Origin of the sequence: Sandaracinus amylolyticus (assembly GCF_000737325.1) — a bacterium.
In the GTDB taxonomy this organism is placed as follows: domain Bacteria; phylum Myxococcota_A; class Polyangia; order Polyangiales; family Sandaracinaceae; genus Sandaracinus; species Sandaracinus amylolyticus.
Window position 1 is genome coordinate 3,109,782 of sequence record NZ_CP011125.1, and the last position, 17,792, is coordinate 3,127,573.

General features: G+C 72.2%; 12 protein-coding genes. 7 read left to right on the top strand and 5 right to left on the bottom strand.

The annotated features are described in order from the left end of the window. The first annotated feature begins 99 nt into the window (after positions 1-99). Together DB32_RS13060 and DB32_RS13065 are read left to right on the top strand one after the other, a co-directional pair. Positions 100-1,812, top strand: a complete 1,713-nt coding sequence (locus DB32_RS13060) for a proline--tRNA ligase (RefSeq protein WP_053232760.1) — start codon at positions 100-102, stop codon at positions 1,810-1,812. Between the two features lie 5 nt (positions 1,813-1,817). Beyond that, positions 1,818-2,066, top strand: coding sequence for a hypothetical protein (locus tag DB32_RS13065; protein ID WP_053232761.1), 249 nt, complete (start codon positions 1,818-1,820; stop codon positions 2,064-2,066). Here DB32_RS13065 and DB32_RS13070 read toward each other — a convergent pair. After that, positions 1,957-3,093: an alpha/beta hydrolase gene (locus DB32_RS13070; RefSeq protein ID WP_053232762.1), complete on the bottom strand. Its 1,137-nt coding sequence runs from the start codon at positions 3,091-3,093 to the stop codon at positions 1,957-1,959. The two genes, DB32_RS13065 and DB32_RS13070, sit on opposite strands and share 110 nt — an antisense overlap. A gap of 154 nt (positions 3,094-3,247) precedes the next feature. Here DB32_RS13070 and DB32_RS13075 point away from each other — a divergent pair, with 154 nt between their 5' ends. Further along, positions 3,248-5,860 (top strand): transglycosylase SLT domain-containing protein, encoded by a 2,613-nt coding sequence (locus DB32_RS13075; protein ID WP_157069006.1) that lies wholly within the window; start codon positions 3,248-3,250, stop codon positions 5,858-5,860. A 60-nt stretch (positions 5,861-5,920) separates the two neighbouring features. Here DB32_RS13075 and DB32_RS13080 read toward each other — a convergent pair whose 3' ends face one another. The 3 genes from DB32_RS13080 to DB32_RS13090 form a co-directional block, all read right to left on the bottom strand. After that, positions 5,921-6,199 (bottom strand): hypothetical protein, encoded by a 279-nt coding sequence (locus DB32_RS13080; RefSeq protein ID WP_053232764.1) that lies wholly within the window; start codon positions 6,197-6,199, stop codon positions 5,921-5,923. A 10-nt stretch (positions 6,200-6,209) separates the two neighbouring features. Further along, entirely contained in the window at positions 6,210-8,180 is a 1,971-nt protein-coding gene (locus tag DB32_RS49055) for a hypothetical protein (protein ID WP_157069007.1), read from the bottom strand. A 213-nt stretch (positions 8,181-8,393) separates the two neighbouring features. Continuing rightward, complete coding sequence (locus DB32_RS13090) at positions 8,394-9,341, bottom strand: hypothetical protein (protein WP_157069008.1); 948 nt, start codon at positions 9,339-9,341, stop codon at positions 8,394-8,396. A 147-nt stretch (positions 9,342-9,488) separates the two neighbouring features. Between DB32_RS13090 and DB32_RS13095 the strand changes: the two genes are divergently transcribed. The 4 genes from DB32_RS13095 (at position 9,489) to DB32_RS13110 (ending at position 16,581) form a co-directional block, all read left to right on the top strand. Continuing rightward, positions 9,489-11,348, top strand: coding sequence for a hypothetical protein (locus DB32_RS13095; RefSeq protein WP_053232767.1), 1,860 nt, complete (start codon positions 9,489-9,491; stop codon positions 11,346-11,348). A gap of 117 nt (positions 11,349-11,465) precedes the next feature. Continuing rightward, on the top strand, positions 11,466-12,779 hold the full coding sequence (locus DB32_RS13100; RefSeq protein ID WP_053232770.1) for an outer membrane protein assembly factor BamB family protein: 1,314 nt from the start codon (positions 11,466-11,468) through the stop codon (positions 12,777-12,779). Further along, positions 12,776-15,178, top strand: coding sequence for a ribonuclease R (gene rnr, locus DB32_RS13105; protein WP_053232772.1), 2,403 nt, complete (start codon positions 12,776-12,778; stop codon positions 15,176-15,178). The genes DB32_RS13100 and rnr overlap by 4 nt, the downstream gene beginning before the upstream one ends. A 23-nt stretch (positions 15,179-15,201) precedes the next feature. Further along, on the top strand, positions 15,202-16,581 hold the full coding sequence (locus DB32_RS13110) for a thymidine phosphorylase (RefSeq protein WP_205627049.1): 1,380 nt from the start codon (positions 15,202-15,204) through the stop codon (positions 16,579-16,581). Position 16,582: 1 nt separating this feature from the next. Here the strand turns inward: DB32_RS13110 and DB32_RS13115 are convergent, their stop codons facing one another. Then, a complete protein-coding gene (locus tag DB32_RS13115) occupies positions 16,583-17,725 on the bottom strand; it encodes an acyl-CoA dehydrogenase family protein (protein WP_053232773.1) in 1,143 nt (380 codons plus the stop codon). Positions 17,726-17,792 lie beyond the last annotated feature (67 nt).

Sequence of the window (17,792 nt, forward strand, 5' to 3'; positions counted from 1 at the left end):
CGACGAACATCACGATCGCGGCCGCGCGCGGAGCAAGCCGGGGCCTCCGGGCCCGCTTGGTGACGGCCTCGCGGCGCGCGTGCTATGAGCCGCGCCGATATGCGTTACTCCCAGGCCTTCATCCCCACGCTCAAGGAAGTGCCGAAGGAAGCGACGACTCCGTCGCACGTGCTCCTCCTGCGTGGTGGGTTCGTCCGCATGGTCGGCGCCGGCATCTACGAGATGCTCCCGCTCGGCCTGCGCGTGATGACGAAGATCGCGGCCATCGTGCGCGAGGAGATGGATCGCGCGGGCGCGCAGGAAGTGCTGATGCCGGCGCTCCTGCCGAAGGAGTACTTCGAGGAGTCGGGCCGCTGGGAGTCGTTCGGCGACACGCTCCTGCGGCTCAAGGATCGCAAGGCGGGCGAGTACCACCTCGGGCCGACGCACGAGGAGATCATCACCGACATGGTGCGGCGGGACGTGAAGAGCTACCGCCAGCTCCCGCTGAACCTCTATCAGATCCAGATGAAGTTCCGCGACGAGGCGCGCCCGCGCGCGGGCCTGCTGCGCTGTCGCGAATTCATGATGAAGGACGCGTACTCGTTCGACACGAGCGAGCAGAACGCGATCGCGTCCTACGAGGCGATGCGCGAGGCGTATCACCGCATCTTCCGGCGCCTCGGGCTCGACTACCGCATCGTCGCGGCGGACTCGGGCGCGATGGGCGGCTCGACGAGCGCGGAGTTCCAGGTGCTCGCGCAGAACGGCGAGGACGCGATCGTCGCGTGCACGAAGTGCGACTACGCGGCGAACGTCGAGGTCGCGGCCCAGGTCGTTCCCGCGAAGAAGACCGACGCGGTGAGCGCGCCGTCGAAGGTCGCGACGCCGGGCAAGAAGACGATCGAGGACGTCGCGAAGTTCCTCGGGCTGCCCGCGTCGCGCACGATGAAGACGCTGATGGTCGTCGCCGACGGCAAGCTCACGATGGTGCTCGTGCGCGGCGATCACGAGGGCAACGACGTGAAGATCGCGCGCGCTGCCGGTGCGCGCGAGGTGCGCATGGCGAGCGACGTCGAGATCCGCGAGGGCGTCGGTCCGGTCGGGTACCTCGGGCCCGTCGGCTGGAGCGGGCCGGTGATCGCGGACATGTCGCTCGACACCGGCGAGGGCTTCGTGAGCGGCGGCAACGAGGTCGACGTGCACCTGCGCGACGTGGTGCTCGGGCGCGACTTCCAGGCGAAGCTCGCGGACGTGCGCACGGTCGGCAACGGCGATCCGTGCCCGCGCTGCGGCGGTGAGCTCAAGAGCTATCGCGGCATCGAGGGCGGGCACATCTTCGTGCTCGGCACGCACTACAGCGCGAAGATGCGCGCGACGTTCCTCGACGAGAACAACGTCGAGAAGCCGATCGTGATGGGCTGCTACGGCATCGGCGTGTCGCGCCTCGTCGCGACGTCGATCGAGCAGCACCACGACGAGAACGGCATCAAGTGGCCGATCGCGATCGCGCCGTACCACGTCGTCGTCACGACGGCGGGCAAGGGTGACGATCTCGATCAGGCGGCGGTGCGCATCTACGACGAGCTGCGCGCGAAGGGCGTCGAGGTGCTCTTCGACGATCGCGACGAGCGCCCCGGCGTGAAGTTCAAGGACGCCGATCTCATCGGCATCCCGCTGCGCGTCGTGATCGGCAAGAAGGGCCTCGCCGAGGGCAAGGCCGAGGTGAAGTCGCGCGAGGAGAAGGACCCGACGATGGTCCCGCTCGCCGAGGTCGCAGCGTCGATCGAGCAGCGCATCGTCGCGGGCGGCGGGCGCCTCCGCGCGAGCTGAGCGTCATGGCGGCGCGCAAGCACGACGTCGCACCGACGAGCGCCGAGCTGCAGCGCGGCTCGCCGCTCGCGGTGACGATCGGCCTGTTGATCGGGTTCCTCGTGCTCGCGATCGTCGGCGTCGTGACCGTGGTCGTCCCCGAGGTCACGGACGACGGCGACGAGGAGACGCAGGACGCCGAGGGCGATCGCCCGGCCGACGCGCCCGAGAGCGACGCTCCGGCCTCGCCTCCCGCCGCGGCCGCCGCGCCCTGACGCGCGGAGGCTCCTCTTCGATCACCTCGGGCGCCGGCAGCGGCTCGACGAGCCGTGACTCGCCGCGCGCGATCGCGGTGAGGGCGCGCTCGAGCCACGCGTGGAACGTCGCGTCCATCTCCGCCGACATCGCGTGGCCGGCGCCGTCGTACGTCGAGAGCTGCAGATCCCAGCCGAGCGTGCGCAGCCGCTCGTAGCTGTCGCGCGTCGGCTCGAACGGGATGCGCTCGTCGTCGAGCGCGTGCATCGCGCGGATCGGCGCCGCGCCCGTGGGCGGTCGGGCCTCGGGCCACAGCGGCGGCGGGAGCCAGCCGGCGAGCGGGAACGCGACGCCGACCAGCGTCGGGTACCGCACCGCGAGCGTCACCGCGAGCATCCCGCCCTGCGAGAAGCCGCTGACCATCGTCGGGCCGATCGTCGGGCGCGACGCGCGCACTTCTTCGATGAGCCGCGAGAGCCTCGTGCTCACGTCGCGCAGCCCGGCCGCGAGCAGCTCGGTGCGTCCTTCGAGCACGCGCACCGGGAGCCAGCCGAAACCCTCGCCGACGATCATCGGGCCGCGCGGCATGATCACGCGCACCGGGTGCGTGAGCCCTTCGAAGGGCCCGCCGGGCACGCGCGGTCGATCGCCGCGACCGTGCAGCACCACGATCATCGGGAGCGGATCGTGGGGGTCTGCATCGCCGAGCACGATCTCGAGGAACCCGATCCCTTGCGACTCGCCCTCGCGGACGCGCACGCCGGGCGCGCGCGCTTGGTAGTGCTCGCGCGGCGTCGGCGGCGGCAGCGGCACGCTCGGCTCGGGCACGCTCGCGGCGACCGCCGGCTCGGGCAGGGGTGCTTCCTGCTCTGCGACCGGCGGCACCGTCGGCACCGGGGGATCGCTCGGCGGAGGCCACGCAGCGACGGGAGGCGTGCGCTCCTGCCTCGCCTGCGTCGCGCGCGGAGGCGAAGCGCCACACGCGCTCAGCGATGCGAGCGTGATCAGCAGCGCGACGAAATCAGAGCAGCAGAGTCGACGTCGCACGAACGAGGGCTCGACGTGAGCGCGATGGGGACGATGCCTGGAAGAACGAGGGGTTCGCGCGTCCGTTTTTTGCGCGCGTGAGCGCGATCGCACATCTTGAGTGTCGGACTCGGAATCCGAACGGGGGTTGTTTGCCGTGATCAGGACCGAGCGAGTGCGCGGCAATTCCGCGTGGTGCTGCCTTCTGTCGCTGGCGTCGATCCTCGTGATCGCCGGCGGCGCGACGCCCGCGAGCGCGTGGGACGGGCCGATGTGCGCGTCCGACGGCGTGTCGATGTGGGGCGTGTCGACCGCGGGCGATGCCACGTGGAGCGAGGCGGGTGTTGCTCCGTCCTCGAGGTTCTCCGACGCGAGTCTGACGTCGGGGCCGCGGGAAGGCGAGCCCGCCGTGCTCGCTTGTCTGCCCAGCGCTCCGGCGTACACGGGCGCTCCCGCCTACATCGGGCCGTCGTCGCCCACGTCGGCGGCCCCGACGCTCGACGCGCGCTTCGAGGCTGCACGCCGCGCGTACGCGTCGCTCGCCGCACATCGCGCGGCGAGCCGTGACGCCGATGCGCTCATCTCGCTCGCGACGCTGCGCGAGCTGGTGCCCGAGCTCTCCGATCGCTGGGATCTGATCGAGGGCGAGATGCGCCCCGCCGATCGTCGAGGCTGCGAGGCGTACGAGCGCGCGGCAGCGAGCCCGCACTCCGCCGTCGCGGCGCGCGGTCGCGTCGGTCGCGTGCGCTGTCTGCTCGAGGTGCGCGATCGCCGCGCCGACGTCGAGCTGCGCGCGCTGCTCGCGCGCTACCCCGAGCTGCCCGAGGCGCTCGATCTTCGCCTGCTCGAGGCGGAGGTGCGCGAGGAGCGCGGCGACGTGCGCGGCGCGATCGCGATCCTTCGCGACATCGATCTCACGAGCCCCGACGTGCCCGCGGCGGAGCGGGCGCGCGCGTCGGTCGCGCGACTGGAGGCAGCCGGTCATCGGGTTCCGCCGTTCACGCCCCTCCAGATCGTCGAGCGGCTCGATCGCATCGTGCGCCGCGGCGCGCCCGACTTCGCGCGCGCCGAGATCGAGCGCGTGCAGTCGATGCGCCTGCCGCGCCGCGAGCTCGCGGAGGTGACGCTGCTCGCGGCGCGCATCGCGCGCGTCGAGGGGCGCTTCGAGGATGCGGCGCAGCTGATGCACCAGGCGCGCGGCGCGACCGACGACGCCGACATCCGCGCGCAGGCCGAGGACCTCGCGGCGGCGGCAGTCGCGCGCGCGGAGGACGATGCGCGCGCCGAGCTCGCGCGCTTCACCGGTCGCGCGCGCACGCTGCGCACGGTGAACACCACGCGTCTCTTCGGGTACCTGCGCACCGCGGCGCGCGCGGGGCTGCGCCCCGAGGTCGACGCCGCGCTCGACGAGCTCGCGACGCGCTCGCTGCCCTGCGGGCTGCGCCTCGAGGCAGGCGTGCTCGCGAGCGGCGCGGGCGACGACGAGCGGGTCGCGCGCGTGCTCGAGCAGTGCGTGAGCGCGCCGGGATCGATCGGCGTCGCGTCGCGCTACCACCGCGCCCGCGCGCTCGAGCGCCTCGGACGTCACGACGACGCGCGCGCCGAGCTCTCGCAGGTGATCACGCAGGATCGCACCGAGACGCGCTGGTACGCGCTCTGGGCGCGTCAGTGGCTCGGCGGCGAGCAGGTCGCGAGCGCGACGACGACGAGCGCGCTCGAGCCCGGCAAGGCACGCGAGCACGACGGCGGCGCGCCTGCACCGACGCTGGTCGTCGACGCGCCGAGCCCGCGCACCACGGTGGTCGCGCCGCAGCCCGCGCCGAGCCCGACCAGCGAGGACGCGAGCGAAGAAGAGCTCGATGCGCCCATCGACGCGCCCGCGCCGCGCTTCCGCCCGATGCCGCGCGACGAGATCGAGCAGCGCCTCGCGGCGATCGCGGAGACGCATCGTGTCGGCTATCCGTGGCTCACGCGCGCGCTCGCGATGCTGCGCCTCGGTGACGACGCGGGCGTCACCGACGAGCTCCACGAGGCCTTCCTCGCGTGGTACCAGGCGCGCGGTCGCAGCGCGCTGCGCGCGGGCGTCGAGGCGGTCTATCGCGGCGCCACGCCGCCGCGCATGCGCGCCGAGTCCGGTGAGGTGCTGCGCGCGCGCCGTCAGCTCGGCGTCGCGGATGCGGGCGTGCTCGGCGACATCGCCGCGTCGCTCGGCGACTTCGGTCTCGCGATTCGCTTCGGCGGCCGCTCGCGCGCCGCGATGCGGCCGCGCGCGTACGAGCAGATCGTGAACGAGGTCGCGCGCGAGCGCGGGCTCGATCCGAACCTGCTGCTCGCCGTGATGCGCGTGGAGAGCGTCTACAACCCGCGCATCGTCTCGTACGCGGGCGCGGTCGGTCTGCTGCAGATCATGCCGCGCACCGGTCGCCTCATCGCGCGCTCGATGGGCCGCGAGGCGGAGTTCGGCGTCGACGATCTGCTCGATCCGCGCACCAACATCGAGTTCGCGGCCTGGTATCTGTCGTCGCTGATCCGCCGCTTCGAAGGGCGCGTGCCGCTCGCGATCGCGTCGTACAACGGCGGTCCGCACAACGTGCGTCGCTGGCTGCGCGATCACTCCGAGGACATGCCGATCGATGCGTTCTGCGAGCGCATCCCGTTCGATCAGACCCATCGCTACGTGCGTCGCGTGCTCGGCCACTGGGCGGCGTATCGCGCGCAGCAGGGCCTCCCGATGGTCGAGCTCGATCCGAGCATCCCCGAGCTCGAAGCGGATCGCGTCGCGTTCTGAGAACGAAAACGCGCCCGGAACCGCGTGGGATCCGGGCGCGTGCTCGCTCGAGAGCAGGGCTCAGGTCCCGGCGTCGCTGCCGGCGTCGGTGTCGCCCGCGTCGGCGCCGCCGCCGTCCGCGTCTCCACCGTCCGCGCCGGAGTCGGGCGCGCCCGAGTCCGACGGCGATCCCGAGTCGACCGGCGGCGGCTCGCCGGTGCCCGCGTCACCGGTGAAGAGGCACACGCGGCGCTCGTGGTTGTAGGTGAACCCCTCCGGGCACGCCACGCCGAAGTCGCACGCGGTCGCGACGACACCGAAGACGCCGAGCACACAGATCAGCACGATCCGATTCGTCATCGTCGCCTCCTCAGAACACGAACGCGATGCGGCTCTGCAGCGTCCACGCGATGTCGTCGGTGAGGCGATTGCCCGTCGAGATCGGACCGCCGGCGCCGAGCGCGTCGCCCACGCCCATGATGCCGAACTCGTTGCTCCACCGCATCTCGTCGTGCGGGCCCCAGCTCAGCTTGAGCGCCAGGTCGGCCTCCCAGCCGAGGAGACACTCGCTGCCGATGCCGCAGCCCTGCGACGCGTCGACCGGGCGCGTGTTGCGCAGCGGCGCGTTGAGCTGATCGGCGAAGCCCATGAGGAACTGGCCGATGATCTCGACGCCGCCGTTGTAGCCGAGCGGACGCAGGCGACCCTGCGCGAGGAAGTAGATCGAGTTCCAGACGCCGCCGTTCGACCAGAGCGCCGAGGCCGGATACTGGTTCGCCGTGCGCACGTTCAGCACGATCGGATAGAGCAGCAGGCCGACCTGGTAGTTCGGGTTGTTCGGGCGCTGCGTCAGCGTGCGGATCGCGAAGATGTTGCCTTCCTGACCGGTCGAGAAGCCCGACTCGAGCGTGACCGCCCAGTACGAGTCCTCGACGCCGAGGCGCGCCGCGCCGCCCCAGATGTTCGCGCCGCCCGTCGTCGCCGTACGACCGACCGGCACCGCGATCGGCGGTGCGCTCGGGTTCGTCGGATCGGGCAGCACGCAGCCGTTCGGGTCGTTGCAGAAGTCGCCGGTGAGCGCGACGCCGTTGGTCTCGCCCTGGATCGTCCAGAGCTCGCCCTCGCTGTAGATCAGCGGCGCGCGACGCCCGAACGCCGACCAGCGGAGACGGTAAAAGATGTCGCCGATCCACACGTCGGAGCTCGTCGACGCCTGGCCGCGGTGGACGAGCACGACACCCGCGCTGAGCTCGTCGCGCGCGTTGACGCTCATGTTGAAGTCGGCGTCGCTCCACGCGAGGACGAGCGTGGTCTGCCAGACGTCGTCCTCGCCCGCGCGATCACCCAGGAACGCGTAGGGCACCGGGCTGCGGGCGCGACGCTGCGCCTCCGCGAAGTCGCGCTCACCCGCGGGCGTCGGATCCGCCGCGCGCTGATACGTGAGCTGATCCTCGACGAGCCAGTCGTACGCGACGGCGAACACGAGCGGCGTCTGCCGGCTGTCGCCGCGCGCCAGCGTGTTGATGATCGTCAGCGGGCGCGTCGCGAAGAGGACGCGGTCGAACGTCGTGCCGCTGAGCGCGTCGCCGAAGTCGTTGCGGAAGTCGTTGCCGTCGTTGAACAGCAGGCCCATGCCGCCCTGCGAGGGCTGACGACCGATTCGGATCTGACCGACGGGCGTCATGAACTCGAGCCAGAGCCGGCGGACGAAGATCGGATTGATGTCCTGGCTCCAATTGAAGCCGGACAAGAGGCTCGTGTTGCTCGGGTCGTTCGCGAAGATCGGCGTGCCGTTGAGGCGCGCGTTGTCGCCGAACACGACGTTGTCGAGGATGTCGAACTGCGCACGCAGCGCGGCGACCGGCTGGGCGCGGTTCGAGCCGAACACGATCGCGGGATCGAGGCGCAGGCGCATGAACCCGAACGCCACGTCGGTCGCGCCGTCGCGGAACGCACCGATCGTCGGATCGGGGTTCGGGATCGGCAGGCTGTCGATCACCGCGAGGCGCGCGCGGTAGTAGCCGTGCAGCTGGAAGTCGATCGGGATGTCGCCGCCGGGCGCGTCCTCACCGCCGCCACCGCTGGCCGGCGGAGGGGGTGGAGGAGGAGGCGGCGGCGGAGGGGGCGGAGGAGGCGGCGGCGGAGGTGTCTGCGCTTCCTCGGGCCCGACCGGCGCTTCGCCGGAGACGGTCTCGCCCTCGCCCGGAACATCCTGGGTCTCGACGGGTTGGACTGTACCCGCCTCGGTCTCGACGTCTGTCTGCTGAGCGCTCGCGAGCGATGGAATCGTCCCGCACGCGAGCAGCAGCACGATCGCGAGCGTGGACCGGAATCGTTGCATCGTTCCTCCCGGACTCTCCACGGGTCTTTGAAGCAGCAGTGACGCGCTCGCTCTCCCCATCCACCGAGAGCGCGCACGACACACGAATGAAACGCGGCGGGCCCATTGAACACGAAGGGACGCCGATCGAGAAGGGCCGACGTGCGATTGGCACGCACGATAGGCTCTCGATGGATCGAGCCTGAACGCTGATTCAGTGTGTTTCGTCGGCGATCACTCCGCGGCGCACGGATGGCCAGCGCCGTAGTCGCTGCGCAGCGGGCCGAGGTTGACGATCGTCACCGCGTCGGCGAGCACGCGCACGGCCTCGCATCCGATGCGCACCGGCGGTCCTTCGGTCGGGCGGCCCCACGCTTCGATGCGCAGCACGTCCTCGGCGGCCGCGGGCACCGGGATCTGGATCGCGACGTAGAGCCCGTCGGCGTGCGTGAACGTGCCCGTGCCGGCCGGGAACGAGTCGCCGTCGAAGTAGCGATAACGAGGATCGGTGGGGCGCTGTCCTTCGTCGATGCGCGTCGCGCCGGAGTACGCGCGGATCTCCGCGCCGTACACCGGGGTGCCGTCGCAGTCGAGCACGATGCCCGCGAGCATCGCGGTGCGCGGCACGCGCTCGATGTCGAGCACCGCCGGAATGAGGTCGAGCGAGCCGTGCGACACCGCATTGCCGGTCACCGAGGAGTCGGCGGCAGCGGGCGCGGGCTCGTTGTACTGCATCGAGTCGATCACCGTCGTCGGCGGCGTCGCGCCTTCGCGCGGGAAGACGCGGTATGCGTACCAGCCGTTCGCCGGCAGCGTGACGGTCGCGTTGCCGTCGGCGCTCGTCGTGATCTCCTCGCACTCGGGCGCGGCGCACGCGTCGCGCACCACGTTGTCGCGGAACAGCCAGAATCGCGCGTCGCCGACCGCCGTGCCGGTCTGGAAGTCGCGGAGCTCGAATCGCGTGCTCACGGGCTCGCCCGCGGTGGGCCGGCTCGCGGTCCCGTTGCACGCGTAGTCCGCGACGCCCTCCGTCGGGTTCAGCTGCGTGCCGGTGCTCAGCAATGGAAGAGCGCTCGTGCCCGCGTCCGGATCGGCGGGCGCGTCGTCGCCTCCGCCGCAGCCCACGACGCTCAGCGCGAGCGCGACGCGCACCACGTTCCACGAAGCGAGTCTCGAGCCCATCGCAGTCCCCTCCCTGCCGCTCCCACGCGGAGCGCGCGCATCCTCTCACGAAACGCGCGGTGCGGAGCGTGGCAGTCCGATTCGCCGTGCTCACCCGATCGACGAGTGGGCGGAGCGGCGCGGGCGTCGTGGTATGAGCGGGCAGCGATGATCGGACGCGCACCCAATGTCTCGCTCGCGACCTTCGTGATCGTGTCGCTCGCGCTCGTCGCCTGCGATTCGTGCGAGCGGGGAGGGCCCGTGCCGTTCGGGCTCGACGGCGGGAGCGCGGGTCGCGCGCGGACCGAGGGCCCGGGCGAGACGCAGGCGCGCCCCGACGCACCGGCGCGTGCGTCGATGGTCACCCGCGAGCTGCCCGACGGCACCGCGCAGGTGGAGGTCGAGGGCGCGTCGATCGCGATCGAGGGCGAGAGCCTGCGCGCGCTCGGCGCGATCGATCTCGACCGCGACGGCGATCGCGACGTCGTGTTGGTGACCGGTGGGACCGGCGCGCACGGACCGCGCGTGCTCTTCGCATCGCGCGACGGCGCCGCGTTCGCCGCGCCGATCGAGCTCGCGACCACGCCGGCGCTCGCGAGCGGGTGCACGATCGATCGTGCGACGCTGCGCGCGCTCTCGGACGACCGCCTGGCCGCCGAGGCCGACGCGACATGCGCGTCGGGCGACGCGCCGCGCGTGCTGCACGTCATCGCGATCGCTGCCGAAGCGCGCCCGCGCGTGCTCGAGCGCTTCGTGCTGCGCGCGCGCGCAGTCGACGTCGCGCCCGCGGAGTCGCTGGCGCTGCGCATCGAGGATCGTGACGGAGACGGGCACGCGGATCTCGTCGCGGACGTCGCGCTGCGCGCCGAGGGCGTCGAGGCCGCGGCCGACGTGTCGCTGGCGTTCCTCGATCGACCGGCGGGCCTCGCGCGCGACGCGACCGAGCCCGAGGCGCGCATCGCGGCGCTCGCTCAGGAGGCGCGCACCGCGCTGCGGCGTCATCCCGATCGCGCACGCGCGATCGCGTCGCGCGCGCTGACGCTCTGGGACGCGCTCTGTCGCGAGCCGGGCCGCGCGCGTCTCGAGATCGGCGGTGCCGCGGGCGTGCCGTGTGGGCGCTCGGCGGGCGCGGGCCGCGCGCTCGCGGTGCTCGCACAGGCCGCGGCGCGCACGAGCGATCCGCTCCTCGCGCTCGATGCGCTGTCGCGGCTCGGGTCCACGTCGCAGATCTCGGTGCGCGACGGCGAGCGTGACGCTGCGCGGAGCGCGCTCGACGGGCTCGCGAACGCGGCGCTCACGATCCACGAGGGCCCGGCGCTCGAGGCCCCGCGCGAGCGCGGTCCGCGTCGCTCGGTGCTCGCGTTCCTCGCCGAGGATCGTCTGCTCGTGCGCGGCAGCGCACCGCGCGTGATCACGCTCGAGAGCGGCGGAGAGCAGCGCGGCGCGGACGCCGAGAGCTCGCTCGCGATGGTCGATCCGTCGGGGGGCCGTCGGCTCGTCGCGATCGAGCGTCGATGTGCGGGCACGGTGCTCGTCATCGGCCCGGTCGACGCGCTCGCCGATCTCGGTGGTGCGCGCCACGACGCGCTGATCGCGCCGCGTCGTCCTCCGCCCGGCGCGCCGTGCCCCGACCTCACGCCTGCGCTCCGCGCCGACGAGGACGGCTGGCGCGCGCTCGGCTGGGCACCGCAGGGCGTACTGCTCGCGCGCGGCACCGAGCTCCGCGTCGTGCCGCTCGACCTCGAAGGGCGCGCCGCGGGCGATCCCGTGGTGCTCGAGGCGGGCGCCGCGATCCCCGCGCCGATCGCGCCCGGGCACGCCACCGCCGACGCGCGCGTGTACGCGTACGCGACGAGCGCGGGGCTCGTCGTGATCACGCTCGCGCCCGAGCGACGCGCGGAATTCGTGCGCCCGGCGGGGTGGGTCGCGCCCGAGGGCGCGTCGATCGACGTCGCGGTCTCGCCCTCGGGCAGGCGGCTCGCGTGGATCGCGGACGGGCGTGTGCGCTGGATCGAGCGCGCACCCTGAACGCGCGACGCGGACGCCACTTTCTGCTACAGGTGGCCCGGCCAGGGACCGCTGGATCCGCGCGTGAGCCCACGCTGCATCGCCACCGGCCCGCTCTTCCCGCGTACAACTCGCCCCATGCCGAGCCGTCTCTTCGTTCCATGCGCGTCCGCGCTCGCAGCGCTGCTCGCGTCGTGCGGCCCCGCGATGCCGCAGCCCGGGCCCTGCATGTCGGATCGCGAGTGCCGCGGCGACCGCATCTGCCACGAGGGCCGGTGTCGCTTCGAAGAAGAGGTGCGCACCGAGCTCGCGGAGCGGAACCGCGCGCTCTCGAGCGGCGGCGAGATCGGCCCCGACGCGGGCGCGCCGATCGAGACGATCACGCCCGACGCCGGCACGCCGATCGCGCGCTCGACCGAGCTCCCGATGTTCATGGGCGGCCCGCGCCACACCGGTCGCGCCGCGGCCGCGGGCCCCGCGTCGGAGCCGCGCGTGCGCTGGGTCCACCGCACGGGCGCGCGCGTTCCCGCGGCACCGATCCTCGGCGCCGACGGCACGGCGTACGTGGGCTCGACCGACCGCAGCTTCGTCGCGATCGCGCCCGACGGCTCGCTGCGCTGGCGCTACGCGGGCGCGGACCGCTTCTACGCGTCGGCGGCGATCGCGAGCGACGGAACGATCCTGGTCGGCAACCACGACGGCTCGGTCGTCGCGCTCACGCCGCAAGGCCAGGTGCGCTGGCGTCGCGCGCTCGGCGCGCCCGTCGACGCGAGCCTCGCGATCGACGAGGACGGCACGATCTACGTCGCGGCCGACGGCCTGTGGGCGCTCGATCGTGCGGGCAATCCGCGGTGGCACGTCGCCACGGCCGAGGCGCTCCGCACCGCGCCGGCGATCCACCCGAGCGGCCTCGTGATCGTCGGGACCACCGACGGCCGTGTGATCGCCGTGCGCCGCAACGGCGCGGTCGCGTGGGAGGCGCGCGCGGGCGCGAGCGTCGACGGAGGCGCTTCGATCGGCGACGACGGCACGATCTACGTCGGCAACGATCTCGGCGAGGTGCTCGCCATCGCGCCCGCCGACGGAACCGTGCGCTGGCGCTACCAGGCCGAGGGAGACGTACGCGCGACACCTGCGATCGCGCGCGACGGGACCATCGTAGTGGGGAGTGACGATCGCTCGATCCACGGCATCGCGCCCGACGGTACGCAGCGCTTCCGCGTGCGCACGTCGGGTCGCGTCCGGGCTTCGGCGCGCATCGACGCAGAGGGAAGGATCTACGTGGGCTCGCAGGACGACTACCTCTACGTGCTCGCCCCCGACGGCACGCTGATCTACCGCCACAACCTCGGCCACGACGTGGACTCGACGGCGGCGATCAGCGAAGACGGCGTGCTGATCGTCGGCACCGACGACGGCGGCATCTACGCGCTCGAGGCGGCGGCTCGATGAGCACGACGAAGTCGATCGGCCGCGAGCAGGTGATGAACGCCCTGCGCGCGGGCGGCGGACGCAGCCTGCACGTGATGGAGATCGTGCAGATCCTCGGCGCGCCGAAGAGCGCGAGGGACGAGGTGCGCGATCGCCTGCAGGACCTGAAGGAGCTCGGGCTCGCGAAGGAGCTGCCGGGCAATCGCTACAAGGTCGGCCCGGGGCGGAAGCACGCAGCGCCGCCGCCGCCCGAGGCGTTCGTGACGAAGCCGCGCGCGAAGCGCGAGGCCGAGCAGGAGGCCGCGGAGCGCTTCGAGAAGCCGCGCGCGCCGGGCGGCCCGGCGGTCACGGGGTGGCTCACGATCACGCCGCGCGGCTTCGCCTTCGTCGCGGCGGACGACGGCGGCCCCGACGTGTTCGTGTCGGCGCGCAGCCTCGCGAACGCGATGCACGGTGATCGCGTCGAGGTCAGCGCGCGACGCACCGAGAAGGGCCGCGAGGGCGAGGTGCTGCGCATCGTCGACCGCGGTCTGCTGCGCATCGCGGGACGGCTCACGCGCGCGCGCCGCGTGTACCTGATCGAGACGCACGACGCGCGCTTGCCCGAGGTGTTCCGCGTGAGCGGCACGCTCCCGCTCGAGACCGAGCCGGGCATGGACGTCGTCGCGCAGATCACGAAGTACCCCGAGTTCCCGGGAGAAGTGCCGGAAGCGCGCGTGCTGCGCGTCCTCGGCCCGCGCGGGTCGGCCGAGGTCGAGATCGCGAAGATCCTGATCCGCGAGGGGGTCGTCGAGGAGTTCCCCGAGGACGTCGTCCAGGAGGCGCTCGGCTTCCCCGCGCAGGTGCCGGACCACGACATCCGCGAGCGCGAGGATCTGCGTCACCTCGATCTCGTCACCATCGATCCCGAGGACGCGCGCGATCACGACGACGCGGTGTGGGCCGAGCAGACGCCCGACGGCTTCCGCGTGATCATCGCGATCGCCGACGTCTCGCACTACGTGCGCGACGGCAGCGCGATCGATCGCGAGGCGCTCACGCGCGGCACGTCGATCTACCTGCCGGGCCGCGCGATCCCGATGCTGCCGCCCGAGCTCTCGACGAACCTCGCGTCGCTCGTGCCCGACGAGGACCGCCTCACGCTCGCCGTCGAGGTGCGCCTCGGCAAGCTGGGCAAGATCCTCTCGCATCGCCTCATCGAAGGCGTGATGCGCTCCAAGGCGCGCATCAGCTACGGCGGCGCCGCGCGCGCGCTCGGGCTGACCGAGGACGCGCCGCGACAGGAGAGCGCGGAGCAGCACCTGCCGCTCCTGAAGGTGCTCCACCAGATCTCGCGTCGACTGCGCGCGCTGCGCAACCGACGCGGCGCGCTCGGCTTCGAGCTGCCCGAGGCCAAGGTGCTGCTCGACAAGAGCGGCGAGCCGCGTGACGTCATCCGCTCGCGCAGCGACGCGGGCATCAAGGAGGCGTACGAGATCGTCGAGGACCTGATGCTCCTCGCGAACGAGGTCGTCGCCGAGGACCTCACGCGCCGCAAGGTGCCCGCGATCTTCCGCGTCCACGGCAAGCCCGATCCGCACAAGGTCGAGACGTTCGCGGCGGTGGCCGAAGCGTTCGGCCACGCGCTCGAGGAAGACGCCGCGGAGAGCCCGAAGAAGCTGCAGAAGTTCCTCGAGCGCATCGCGGGCACGCCGCACGCGCAGTCGCTCGGGTTCCTGCTCTTGCGCGCGATGCAGCAGGCGACCTACGACACGCGCAACCTCGGTCACTTCGCGCTCGCGGCGCGCGACTATCTGCACTTCACGTCGCCGATCCGTCGTTATCCCGATCTCGCGGTGCATCGCGTCGTCCGCGCGCTCGCGCGCGGCGAGCGCATCGAGGCCGCCGCGTTGCGCGAGAAGCTCCAGCAGCAAGCGCAGCAGTCGAGCCGCATGGAGCGGCGCGCGATGACGGTCGAGCGCGAGTCGGTGAACCTCTATCGCTGCCTGCTGATGAAGAATCGCGTCGGCGAGGAGTTCGAGGGCACGATCACCGGCGTGACCGAGCACGGGCTCTCGGTCGCGCTCGATCTCCCGTTCGTCGAGACGCGCGTCCCGATCGAGCGCCTCGGCGAGGACTATTACGAGCTCGATCGGCTCGGCATCCGCCTCGTCGGTCGTCGTTCGGGGCACTCCTTCGCGCTCGGCGGTCGGCTCACGGTGCGGCTCGAGTCGGTCGTGATCGAGCGCCGCGAGATGGTCGCGGTGCCGACGACCTTGCCCGAAGCACGTCGCGCCGAGCGGCGCCGCACCGAGCTCCCGCGCGCGCACGCCGAAGAGCCGCCGCGCCGCGAGCGTCCGTCTTCGCGCGCACCGCGTCCCTCGTCGCGCCCGCAGAAGCCCACGAAACATCGCGATCGCGGCCCGCGCCGCAGCCGCTGAACGTCACGAGAACACCGAGCACCATGCAGTCCCGCGCGAACGCGAAGAAGAAGACGACCAAGAAGTCGAAGCCCGTCGCTGCCGAGCAGCCACTGCCCACGGTCCCCGAGCTCATCGTGCGCAAGCGCGAAGGCGGTCGGCTCTCCGCGCGCGAGATCCAGCACCTCATCGAGGGCTTCACCGCGGGCACCGTCGCCGACTACCAGATGAGCGCGCTCGCGATGGCGATCCTGCTGCGCGGCATGGATCCCGACGAGATCGTCGCGCTGACGCTCGCGATGCGCGACTCCGGCCTCGTCGTCGACACGAGCGACATCCCCGCGGTGAAGGTCGACAAGCACTCGACCGGCGGCGTCGGCGACAAGGTCTCGCTCTGTCTCGCGCCGATGGTCGCGGCGTGCGGCGTCGCGGTGCCGATGGTGAGCGGTCGCGGCCTCGGCCACACCGGCGGCACGCTCGACAAGCTCGAGGCGATCCCCGGCTTCTCGGTCTCGATGAGCACCGAGCAGTTCGTCGCGCAGGTGCGCGACATCGGGTGCGCGCTGATCGGTCAGACCGCGGACATCGCGCCCGCCGACAAGCGCCTCTACGCGCTGCGGGACGTGACGGGCACCGTCGAGAGCATCCCGCTGATCACCGCGAGCATCCTCTCGAAGAAGCTCGCGGAGGGCATCGACGGTCTCGTGCTCGACGTGAAGGTCGGCCGCGGCGCGTTCATGAAGTCGCTCGCGGACGCGCGCGAGCTCGCGTCGTCGCTCGCGCGGGTAGGGGGCCTCGCGGGCAAGCAGGTCACCGCGATCCTCACGCGCATGGACGCGCCGCTCGGCCGGACGATCGGCAACGCGCTCGAGACGGCGGAGGCGTTCGAGATCCTGCACGGCCGCGGCCCCGCCGATCTCCTCGAGATCACGCTGCGACTCGGCGCGGAGATGCTGCGCCTCGGCGGCGTCGCGAAGACGAACGCGCAGGCGCGCAAGATGCTCGAGGCGTCGATCGCCGACGGCAGCGCCGCCGCGAAGATGCGCGAGATCGTGCGCGCGCAGGGCGGCGATCCGCGCACCGTCGACGAGCCCGAGCGGCTCCCGCGCGCCGCGCAGATCGTCGACGTGCACGCGCCGAAGAGCGGCTGGGTGCTCGGCATCGACGCGCTCGAGCTCGGCCTCACCGGCGTCGCGATCGGCGCGGGCCGCACGCGCGCCGATCAGGCGGTCGATCCCGCGGTCGGCATCGTCATCAAGACGCACGTCGGCGAGAAGGCGAAGAAAGGCGAGGCGCTCGCCGAGCTGCACCTCGCCGCGGGCGTTGATCCCGATCCGATCGCGCAGCGCGTCGCAGCGGCGTGGACGTTCGGGACGAAGAAGCCGCGCGCGAAGCCCGCGGTCCTCGACATCATCCGCAGCTGACTCAGTAGCCCTCGGCCTTCGAGATGATCTCGTTCATGATCTCTCGAGTGCCGCCGCCGATCGGATAGAGGCGCGCATCGCGATAGAGGCGCTCGACGAGCACCTCGCGCATGTAGCCCATTCCGCCGTGGATCTGCACGGCCTGGTCGCACACGAACGAGCACGCGTCGGTCGCGACGTTCTTCGCCATCGCCGCGAGGGCGGGAACCTGCTCGCCCTTCGCGTGACGCACCGCGAGCTCGCCGGTGAGCGCGCGCGCCGCCGCGATGCGCGACGCCATGTCGGCGAGCTTGTGCCGGATCACCTGGAATCCGGAGATCGACTTGCCGAACGCGACTCGCTCCTTCGCATATCGAATCGACTCTCGATACGCGAGCTCCGAGATCGCGACGCACTGCGACGCGAGCAAGAGCCGCTCTTGCGCGAAGTTCATCATGATCGAGATGAACCCTGCGTTCTCGATCCCGACGAGGTTCTCGGCGGGAACGCGGCAGTCCTCGAACGTCAGCTCGGCGGTGTCGCTCGCCCACCAGCCGGTCTTCTTGAGCTTCTTCGAGACGTGGAAGCCCGGCGTGCGCGACTCGATGATCAGCAGGGACACGCCGCCGTGCCCGGGCCCACCGGTGCGCACTGCGGCGGTCACGAAGTCGGCGCGCGCGCCCGACGTGATGAACGTCTTGCTCCCGTTCACGACGTAGTGGTCCCCATCGCGCACCGCACGCGTCCGCAGCGATGCGACGTCACTGCCGCCGCCGGGCTCGGTGATCGCGAGCGCCGAGATCAGCTCGCCGCGCAGCGTCGGCGCGACGAACCGCTGCTTCTGCGCGTCGGTGCCCGAGTGCAGGATCGGCGGCAGCGCGATGCCGTGCGAGCCGAGCCCGACGGTCGTGCCCACGCTTCGCCCGGCGAGGATCATCTCCTCGGCTGCGACGACCACGTGCGTCACGTCGCCGCCGCTCCCGCCGACCGCCTCGGGATAGCCGGTGCCGAGCACGCCCGCGCCGCCGGCTCGGCGGTAGAGCTCGACCGGGAATTCCTCGTCTTCTTCCCAGCGATCCGCGTGCGGCGCGATCTCGTTCTGGGCCCAGCGACGGACCTGCGCGCGCAGCGCCGCGTGCTCCTCGGTCTCGAACAGATAGGTCATGGCGGGGCGAGCCTATCACCGACTGAACCGTCATTCAGAACGGGGGCAAATGACCCCAGGTCATTGA

Coding starts and splice junctions, on each gene's coding strand:
- DB32_RS13060 (WP_053232760.1), top strand. CDS start 100: ATGCGTTACTCCCAGGCCTTCATCCCCACGCTCAAGGAAGTGCCGAAG.
- DB32_RS13065 (WP_053232761.1), top strand. CDS start 1,818: ATGGCGGCGCGCAAGCACGACGTCGCACCGACGAGCGCCGAGCTGCAG.
- DB32_RS13080 (WP_053232764.1), bottom strand. CDS start 6,199: ATGACGAATCGGATCGTGCTGATCTGTGTGCTCGGCGTCTTCGGTGTC.
- DB32_RS49055 (WP_157069007.1), bottom strand. CDS start 8,180: ATGCAACGATTCCGGTCCACGCTCGCGATCGTGCTGCTGCTCGCGTGC.
- DB32_RS13090 (WP_157069008.1), bottom strand. CDS start 9,341: ATGGGCTCGAGACTCGCTTCGTGGAACGTGGTGCGCGTCGCGCTCGCG.
- DB32_RS13095 (WP_053232767.1), top strand. CDS start 9,489: ATGATCGGACGCGCACCCAATGTCTCGCTCGCGACCTTCGTGATCGTG.
- DB32_RS13100 (WP_053232770.1), top strand. CDS start 11,466: ATGCCGAGCCGTCTCTTCGTTCCATGCGCGTCCGCGCTCGCAGCGCTG.
- rnr (WP_053232772.1), top strand. CDS start 12,776: ATGAGCACGACGAAGTCGATCGGCCGCGAGCAGGTGATGAACGCCCTG.
- DB32_RS13110 (WP_205627049.1), top strand. CDS start 15,202: ATGCAGTCCCGCGCGAACGCGAAGAAGAAGACGACCAAGAAGTCGAAG.
- DB32_RS13115 (WP_053232773.1), bottom strand. CDS start 17,725: ATGACCTATCTGTTCGAGACCGAGGAGCACGCGGCGCTGCGCGCGCAG.